We start from the raw sequence: 9,211 nt of genomic DNA, 5'->3' as shown, positions 1-9,211 counted from the left end.
ATACTGGTATTATTGGTTTTATCACTTACATATTCGCCTTATAGAAACATTCTTATCGAATAAATCCAGCTTTAACTCTTCCTTTACAAACTTCTCCACTTTTTCCCATGGATAGTTTTTATAAGGGGCATCTTGGTCGTATTCATCTATTAAATAACCATTCTCATCATACTCTTTCCAGATGCCCGCATTAAATCTATTATAATAATATTTTCCCACTAACTTTAGAGTTCCCGTTTTATTGTAATACTCCTTACACGTTCCAAATAGGCTGTTGTCTTTTCTGGCATATTCTATATAATTAGAGCCATTATCACCTCCAAACTGCCGCACTTTACCTCGCAAGTAATGCTCAAATTGATATTCATGTCCTTGTCTTTCCATATAATAGGTAGATGTGTCAAATCTCTCTGTTGTCCTTTCCATATTCTTATTCTTTTTAATATTATTATTATCTGTATTCTGTGCTTTGCAACTGCTTATTATCATAAGCGTTGCCAATGAAATTATGATTTGCCTTACCATCTTTTTATTACTTTTTCATTATTTGTTGATTTGTTTTTCTTTTCCTCTCTCTTTCTCTTATTCTCTTTCCACTGTTCTACCGTCGGTAAGTTCTCTTGAAGAATGTTCCATTGGAACTGCCATGTAGCTATCACTGGTATTTTTTCTGTTCCAACATCAGAATAGTCCATAATATTGTCCGTTTTATATTTTTCAAAAGTGTGTTGGTTTAAGTCACTAAATGAATGGTATAATCCCAATGCATGAAATAGCTCATGTGCGCAGGTGGTATCATGCAAGCCTGGTGCTAATACAACGACTTCCTTAGAGCAAATTTTCCTGGCTTGTCCATATAAGCTTTCATCTTCATTCTTTTCGTTAAGAAAAAATATTTTGTGATACTCCTTATATTTTGATGTTATGTTGTCTTCATTAAATGTCTTCGTGAGGTATTCAAATACCTCAGCGGGCAACTCCTTCCCCTTCAGATAGCCTCCTTCTGTATAGGCAAGGAAAGCCTCTTTCCGATCTGGAGTTGTCAAATCAAGCTCACATTCCTCTATATTTGCATCTATATAACATTGAGAAAAATATTTATCCAATATTATTTTACGAGAAGGATCCTTAGGAGGAATATTACCTAAGCTTTTTCCTTCTGCATATAGAGCTGTTTTCACCCTCACCATTACCACATCCAAGGCATACCGATGCTTCTCATCGTTAGCTTTTACAATTAATTTACCTGCCAGCGATTTATTCTCCTGCTCATCATAAGCATAAAGACATATCTCCTTGTCTTCCGAGAACTCTTTCTTGCACGTTATTCTCAATGTGTCTCCGTTCTCACCTTTGTAAGAGCCCTTATCACATATTTTTACAGTTGTCTTGTTCAAAGAAAAGAGTTCTGTGTCATATTCGTATTTAAATGATTTGGCTTTCTCATTAACGTCTATGTTCAAAACCAAATTGGCAGAATTGCCTTGTCTCAGAGTCATCACTGGTACTACATAGAGATAGTCTGTTGATTTTTTACCGTCATTAGTCCCTGTGTTAAGAGTAGCTGCTTTAGCGGCTTCTGCTTCTTTTTTCTTCCAAGGTATGATATACTGTTGCTTGTATTCGAATAGGAACTTATAGTATTTGTTGGTTTTTTGTTTGAAGTTTTTCCCTTCTCCCTTACAAGAACCGATTATCTTGTCGTAGCGGTTTTCCTCTATATCTCCAGTTCTCTTTGTGTCTGCAAAACGTACCCAGTCAAAGCCAAACTCGCCGCTATAACTTTCTGATGTTCTAAACTGTACACATACCTTTGTTCCTATTTCCTCTTTTACTGTTTCATATTCTTTAGCTGTATTCAGTTCGTGCATACCCTGCTCTCCACGCATCTCCATCGTACCTTGTGAATTCACCACCGTTTTGTTTGCTGAATGTATAAAAAGTTCCTGCTCGCCAACAACATTCGTCTCTGGAGCCTCGATCTTTATTTGATTCTGAGAGTTGAGCAATGCCTTTCCTGCCTGTGTGTGGAAGAAGTCTGCAACAAGCTGCTGCATGAAGGGTGTGTTTACCAATATCTTCTGCATCACATTGGTCAGCAGCATATTACCAATGTTCGTTGTTTGAGAGTTTCCAACATTAACTTGTAGGTCGTGACCTACCATTAAGGACATATCATTACCAGCATGGAGCTGTATGTTCTTAGGGGCGTTAAGCAAGATATTTCCATTTCCATCCAAATGAATGGAGCTACCACCTGTATCTTTTATTTCAAGTGACCTATTATCATCGTTGAGGATGACGGAAATGCCACTACGTGTCTTAAGACTTTTAATACTATTATTTGACCCTCCACCGTTACCTGTTGTTCCATTAAACAGGCTACCCATGACGTAGGGGCGGGCAGGGTCACCATGGCGGAAGCCGAGGAGGACTTGGTCGCCTACCTCTGGGATGAAAACGAAGCCGTGGTTGCTCTTTACGTCTTTGCTGCCACCACCATCTGGTGTCATCACACGCACCCAACTTGTTCGCATGTTATCGGTCTGCCAATTCATACGCACCTGCACACGACCTGCTCCATGTGGGTCGGCATTGCTTAGCACCGTTGCCATCTGCGTTTCACCCAGTGACATACGCAGTTTATCGGTATAAAGACATCTACAAAGCATCATAAAGGTAGAGCATGAGTACTTTTATTCACTTTCAACAAAAGAATTACTTCCTGTATCAACGAATGATATTCTTCCTCCTTTAGCACACATACAGAATGACTGCTCCGTCAGTTTTTTCATCCCATTGATACTGTCTTTCTGTGTTGTTTGCTGCCAGCCTTGTGGCTGTGGAATACAAGGAGGATTCGGAGAACTACATTTGCAAACTCCAAAACTGGAGATATTATCTAAACCACTTTTATCCTCCTCTGTAGCTACCAATTCTCCCGAAATACTTCGGAAACTTTGACTAAGAACTGTCAACTTGGCTTGTTCTGTTCCTAAAGTACAACACATTAAAGCACCATTAGTTACAATTTTCACCATTCTACTTTATTATAGGATTTGTACCTTTCTTTATAACTTCTTCAGTATTAGCATTCATTTTAATAGAAACTATATTTTGTCCTACCTTGTGATTAATAATCCATACGTACAGATTGCATCATCAAGCCCTAAAGGTAGCACTATTATTTTCTTGAAACAACTTCTTTACAATAAGACGCTGTAAACTATCCCGTTCTATTTCTCTACCTCCCCTTCTACTTGATTAATTATCTTGCCGGTATTAGCATTTATTTTAATTGTATATACCTTAACGCCAACTTGCCACCGAATTCGCCATATAGGGATTTTACTATGTTTACTCAAATAACGATTGATAGAGACTTTTTTATCAAACAAATCCAGTTTCAATTCTTCTTTGACAAACTTCTCCACCTTTTCCCATGGATAGTTCTTATAAGGGGCATCTTTATCTATTGTTTCTATTAAATAGCCATTTTCATCATATACTTTCCAAATACCAATATTAAATTCATTATAATAATATTGTCCTACTTTTTTGAGAGTCCGTGTCTTATTATGATACTCTTTATAAGTACCAAAGAGCGATTTTTCTTTCCTTGCATATTCAACGAAATCAGAGCCATTATCACCTCCAAACTGCCTCACTTTACCTCGCAAGTAATTCTCAAATTGATAATCATGCCCTTGCCTTTCCATATAATAGGTAGATGTGTCAAACCTCTCTGTTGTCCTTTCCATATTCTTATTCTTTTTAATATTATTACTATCTGTATTCTGTGCTTTGCAACTGCTTATTATCATAAGCGTTGTCAATGAAATCATTATTTGCCTTACCATCCTCTTGTGATTTTTTTGTTATTTGTTGATTTTTCTCTTCTTCTTTTCTTCCTTTCTCTTCATTATTTTCCACTGTGCTACCGTCGGTAAGTTCTCATGAAGAATGTTCCATTGGAACTGCCATGTGGCTATCACTGGTATTTTTTCTGTTCCAACATCAGAATAGTCCATAATATTGTCCGTTTTATATTTTTCAAAAGTGTGTTGGTTTAACTCACTAAACGAATGGTATAACCCTAAAGCATGAAAAAGTTCATGTGCACAGGTGGTATCATCAAGACCCGGAGCCAACACGATTACTTCCTCAGAGCATATATCACGGGCACGTCCATATAAAGACGAATCTCCATCAGCATCCTCATTTATTAAATATATTTTATAATAAGAAGCATACTTTGCCGTATATGAATTACTATTTAGCACACTTGTCAAATAATCATATATTTTCAAGTTACTTAAATCTTCCCTTTTTAATAATTCTTTATCAGTATAGGCAAGGAAAGCCTCTTTCCGATCTGGAGTTGTCAAATCAAGCTCACATTCTTCTATATTGGTATCTATATAACATTGAGAAAAATATTTCTGCAAAGTAATTTTGCGAAAGGGGTTAGAGGGTGGAGATGATAAATTATCATCCTTAATACAAGTTTTCACATTAACCATTACCACATCCAAGGCATACCGATGCTTGTCATCATTGGCCTTTACAATTAATTTACCTGCCAGCGATTTATTGCCCTGTTCGTCATAAGCATAAAGACATATCTCCTTATCTTCCGAAAACTCCTTATTACACGTTATAGAAAGGTCATCAGCCGATGGATAATGACCGATATCAAGAATAGGTGCAGAACTTTGATTCAAAGTAAAAAAATCCTTATCATACTCATATTCTAACCGTTGAGCTTTTATATGAACATCGATATTCAAGGTCAAATCAGCACATTGATCTTTTAATAAAGTCATCACAGGTACTACATAGAGATAATCCGGCTTCTTTGTAGCAGCATCCCCGGTTGCTTCCGAAGTAACTGCTGACATAGCAGATTCTGCCTCTTTCTTCTTCCAAGGAATTATATACTGATGCTTATATTCAAATAGGAATTGCTTATATCTGCCCGTGTCTTGTTTGAATTTTTTACCTTCTCCCTCACAAGTACCGATTATCTTGTCGTAGCGGTTTTCCTCTATATCTCCAGTTCTCCCCGAGTCTGCAAAACGTACCCAGTCAAAGCCAAACTCGCCGCTATAACTTTCTGATGTTCTAAACTGTACACATACCTTTGTACCTATTTCCTTTTTTACTGTTTCATATTCTTTTGCCGTATTCAGTTCGTGCATACCCTGCTCTCCACGCATCTCCATTGTACCTTGTGAATTCACCACCGTCTTGTTTGCAGAATGTATAAAAAGTTCCTGCTCGCCAACTACATTCGTCTCCGGAGCCTCAATCTTTATTTGCTTCTGAGAGTTGAGCAATGCCTTTCCTGCTTGTGTGTGGAAGAAGTCTGCAACAAGCTGCTGCATGAATGGAGTGTTTATCAATATCTTCTGCATTACATTGGTCAGCATCATATTACCAATGTTCGTTGTTTGAGAGTTTCCAACATTAACTTGTAGGTCGTGACCTACCATTAAGGACATATCATTACCAGCATGGAGCTGTATGTTCTTAGGGGCGTTAAGCAAGATATTTCCATTTCCATCCAAATGAATGGAGCTCCCACCTGCATCTTTTATCTCAAGTGACTTATTATCATCATTCAGGATAACAGAAATACCACTACGTGTTTTAAGACTTTTAACACTATTATTTGAACCTCCACCGTTACCAGTTGTTCCGTTAAAGAGGCTACCCATAACGTATGGTCTTGCAGGGTCTCCATGGCGGAAACCGAGGAGGACTTGGTCGCCTACCTCTGGGATGAAAACGAAGCCACGGTTGCTCTTTACGTCTTTGCTGCCACCACCATCTGGTGTCATCACACGCACCCAACTTGTTCGCATGTTGTCGGTCTGCCAATTCATGCGCACCTGCACACGACCCGCTCCATGTGGGTCGGCATTGCTTAGCACCGTCGCCATTTGTGTTTCAGCCAGAGGCATTTCAACCTTTGGATTTGGCAGACTCATTACAGTACCAGGAATGGCTTTGAAACGGTTTTTGTAATAACAGCTCTCGCTCACTTCATGGGTCATCTCGATGATGATAAAATCGCCTAAGCTCTCTTGGGAGAGATTGCCAACTCCCTTTAAGAAAGAACTATACAAGCTAATCACCGAACCCACGTGTAGTCTTGGGTCCTGGCTTTCGGCTGTAACATAATGTGTTTCAGCCGTCTCGGCTGCTTGTTTTAGGAGTACATAATTCTCAAGATCATCGATAGAGCTGACACGCTGTATGGAGTACTGGCGAGCCGCCTTAGGGTAGGAGGGAAGCGCAGCACGGAACGCATCACCCGCCATTCTGTCGTGTCCGTAAGCCTTATCGGGCGTCTTGCGGTCCATCTCACGGTTTGCACCAGAATGGAACGTAAACACCTGTTCTGGACGAGCTAATGTTTGTAGACCGATATTAAGGGAACTTAGTGACGTACCAAATTCCATCTTGATAGGGTCTGGCAATCGTCTTGGTTTACCGAAGACAAGTTTCAGACCATCATAATACATCCATTCCTGATACTGCAAGGCGAGACGACGAACGAAATCGAAGTCAGATTCCTCGTATTGGCAGATGTAATCCAACTGTTTCTTGTGTGCCGCATTCAATGCCAATTGCACCTTACCATCACTGCACAGACTCTTTACGACATCGCCAATCGACCTATCGTTCCATGAGTAACAGCTCGGTGCCGTCTCCATACGATAAGTAGAGGAGTAGCCAGACACCTGTATACACCCGAAATCGCTGCCATCGCGATGCAACTCAATATTTGTCACTATGCCACAGAAGAATGGTTTGTTCGCAGCCTTCACTATGATATCTTTGCCGAGCCACTCTTTACTGCTACTGATGTTATGCACCTGTCTGTTACCTCCCGACTCAAGGTCAACCGTGAGGTCAAAGTGATGATGTGCACCAGTACTTTGGTCGATACGAAGTGATTTGAAAGAAGAAAGTCCATCCTTTCCTATAGTGATGGAGATGGGATTAAAAGGTATTGCCATTGAATATATTTTTTGAGGTAATTAAGGCTGAAAAGCGATTTGATAAGATTTGTTCCCTATATATAAATAAGGTGACGATCTCTGCAGCTTATGGGTATGTCCTACTGCGGTGAGACCTAAATAGAAAGCTAAAAGGACCATGTCAAGCACGTAGCCCGACATAGTCCTTAAGTTTCTTAGACCTATGAACGAGGCCAGCGGTTGTCGAGCTCGGCATTACCCACGGTGATATTCTCAGCAGAGAAGGTCATAGCGATGGTCATCGGTGCCTCGTTGTTTACGTCGAGTGTCTCCTTGTAGTGAACGATGTAAGCATTCTTGAAAGAAATCTCCTTCATCTTAGCATCCTCCTCACTCTTCTTGTAAACAATCTTACCTTCAACAGGTTTGAACTGACTGTTGAGCATAGCCTCGATAGTAGAAGTGTCATCAGTAGACTCGATAGTGACGCTGATACGACCACCAGAGATACTTGATGCAGGCTGACCCTTCTTGTCAGTGGTACGACTGAACTCGTAGTTAGAATAGAGTACGTCGTACTCCTTGCCACCTAATTCCAATGTTGCTCTAAATGAACTCATGATAGATAATTTTAAAGTAGTTAGAAAAAAAGAAAACGAGGTCATCTTAATTTCCCTCACGTATGAGAAACAAAAAAGAGAAAACCCCTAACAACGTTTTGAAGTCTCCTCTGCGTGTGGCTGTAAAACAGTCTTGCTCTTTGGAAGAAGAGGAAGATTTGCAATCTGTTGTCATTTTCGTTGTTAAAAGTAATCATATAATTTCATAAAAGCAATTGATACAACACTAAATAACAAAGGTTTAATATCTTATACACATTCAAAGCCATCTTCATTCTGCCCCTCATCCACTCTTTGTCATTATGTCCTTCTGTCTACGTAAGAGCTTTCGGTCTCTTCCTGTCATTATGTCTGAGAACATTAAAAGTGTTTTTCCTTCTGTACCCTCCGTCTTCGTGCAATTTGTGTAATTCGTAGTTCTATGTTGATAGTTGTTTAGTATAGTCCATACCATTTTTGGAGTTCTTTAGAAATTTGGACTAATAATGACTCGCCTAAGCTTAAGTCTCTGATGAAATGTCACATAGAGAAAAGGACAGTACGGAGAGTCGCAAATTCGACAAACTGTTATTTTCTATCTATTTGTTAGGGTGGGAAACTCTAGTAAGTAACTCTAAAAGGTTCTTTCTGCCTCACGAGTGTCATTCAAAACCTTTCGTTCTACGGGACAGAAGAGTTTGTAAAAGAGTAAGAAAGTATTACACCGTGAAGAGCTAAGTATGCTCTATGTGGTTGTATGATATCCCTTAAAAACAAGTTCGTAATATGCAATAAATCAATATGTTATAAATCGCGTTAGAAAAGACGCCCTTCTTGCCCAAAGAAGGGCGTCTTCTATGTGCAAGAGGGGCATATTCTTTATCGTTGTTAGGCCTCTTCTTGACTTAAATTCGGCCTCTTCTCGGATGAAAGAGAGAATGGTTGGTGAAATATCTTTACATTCTCTGTCAGTATATTTAGCATTTCATCCCCTTTTATCAGCAGTCTTATAGAGATAAACTCACATTCTATTCTTTGCATCATGCGCAGAGTGACAGGAGGGGAGGCTACCTTTATAGGGCTAATAAGACTCATGGGGTAAATAAGGACGATAGGGGAGAAGCGGGATAATACTACCCGTAGAAGAAGATTGATAAGGGCGCAAGTTCAACATAGAACTGCAATCCCAAGTGCTGGTGTAGCTTAATAATCTATACCTGAAAACACCGAGGGGTTTGGGGGCGAGAAGCCCCCATGAGAAGAAAATCAACAAGCAATGCATAAAAATAAGAAAGGGAGACCTCTGTCTCCCAAAGATTAATTAATTTTGCATTGCAATGTACAAACAATTAACCTCGGAGCAAAGGTACACAATTTCTGTGCTACTCCAAAATAGAACGAAACAAAAAGATATTGCCAAGGCGATAAATGTAAGTGCAAGTACAGTGTCTCGTGAAATAAGACGTAATAGCGGAGTCCGAAGACACTATAATTGGGAAACTGCCCAAGCAAATGCAGTACAAACAAGGCGCAGAAAGCCAGGCAATCGTTCAGTCGACAAGGATGTCATGGAAGAGGCGAAGCGCCTTCTTATTACTGAGCAATGGTCTCCAGAACAAATAT

General features: G+C 39.6%; 6 protein-coding genes and 1 pseudogene. 1 reads left to right on the top strand and 6 read right to left on the bottom strand.

Annotated elements, in window-relative coordinates; all coding sequences use genetic code 11:
- Positions 1-21: 21 nt before the first annotated feature.
- The 6 genes and pseudogenes from HMPREF0666_RS08590 to tssD form a co-directional block, all read right to left on the bottom strand.
- The gene (locus HMPREF0666_RS08590; protein ID WP_232214086.1) at positions 22-426 is read right to left on the bottom strand and encodes a hypothetical protein; all 405 of its coding nucleotides are present in this window, start codon (positions 424-426) and stop codon (positions 22-24) included.
- 92 nt (positions 427-518) lie between these two features.
- Entirely contained in the window at positions 519-2,675 is a 2,157-nt protein-coding gene (locus tag HMPREF0666_RS18670; RefSeq protein WP_369750547.1) for a phage baseplate assembly protein V, read from the bottom strand.
- A 21-nt stretch (positions 2,676-2,696) separates the two neighbouring features.
- On the bottom strand, positions 2,697-3,041 hold the full coding sequence (locus HMPREF0666_RS08575; RefSeq protein WP_009012013.1) for a DUF4280 domain-containing protein: 345 nt from the start codon (positions 3,039-3,041) through the stop codon (positions 2,697-2,699).
- A 195-nt stretch (positions 3,042-3,236) separates the two neighbouring features.
- Positions 3,237-3,761, bottom strand: coding sequence for a hypothetical protein (locus HMPREF0666_RS08570; protein WP_232214085.1), 525 nt, complete (start codon positions 3,759-3,761; stop codon positions 3,237-3,239).
- 1,746 nt (positions 3,762-5,507) lie between these two features.
- A pseudogene (locus tag HMPREF0666_RS08565) lies at positions 5,508-7,028 on the bottom strand (type VI secretion system Vgr family protein); the annotation flags it as partial.
- A gap of 182 nt (positions 7,029-7,210) precedes the next feature.
- Positions 7,211-7,609: a type VI secretion system tube protein TssD gene (tssD, locus tag HMPREF0666_RS08560; protein ID WP_004384141.1), complete on the bottom strand. Its 399-nt coding sequence runs from the start codon at positions 7,607-7,609 to the stop codon at positions 7,211-7,213.
- Positions 7,610-8,925: 1,316 nt separating this feature from the next.
- Between tssD and HMPREF0666_RS08555 the strand changes: the two genes are divergently transcribed.
- Positions 8,926-9,211: helix-turn-helix domain-containing protein (locus HMPREF0666_RS08555; protein ID WP_009012008.1), on the top strand; the 286-nt coding region annotated here is incomplete at its 3' end.

This window comes from Prevotella sp. C561 (assembly GCF_000224595.1).
GTDB classification, from domain to species: Bacteria; Bacteroidota; Bacteroidia; order Bacteroidales; family Bacteroidaceae; genus Prevotella; species Prevotella jejuni.
The sequence above is the reverse complement of the archived record's forward strand: the minus strand, read 5'-3'. Positions and strand labels throughout refer to the sequence as shown.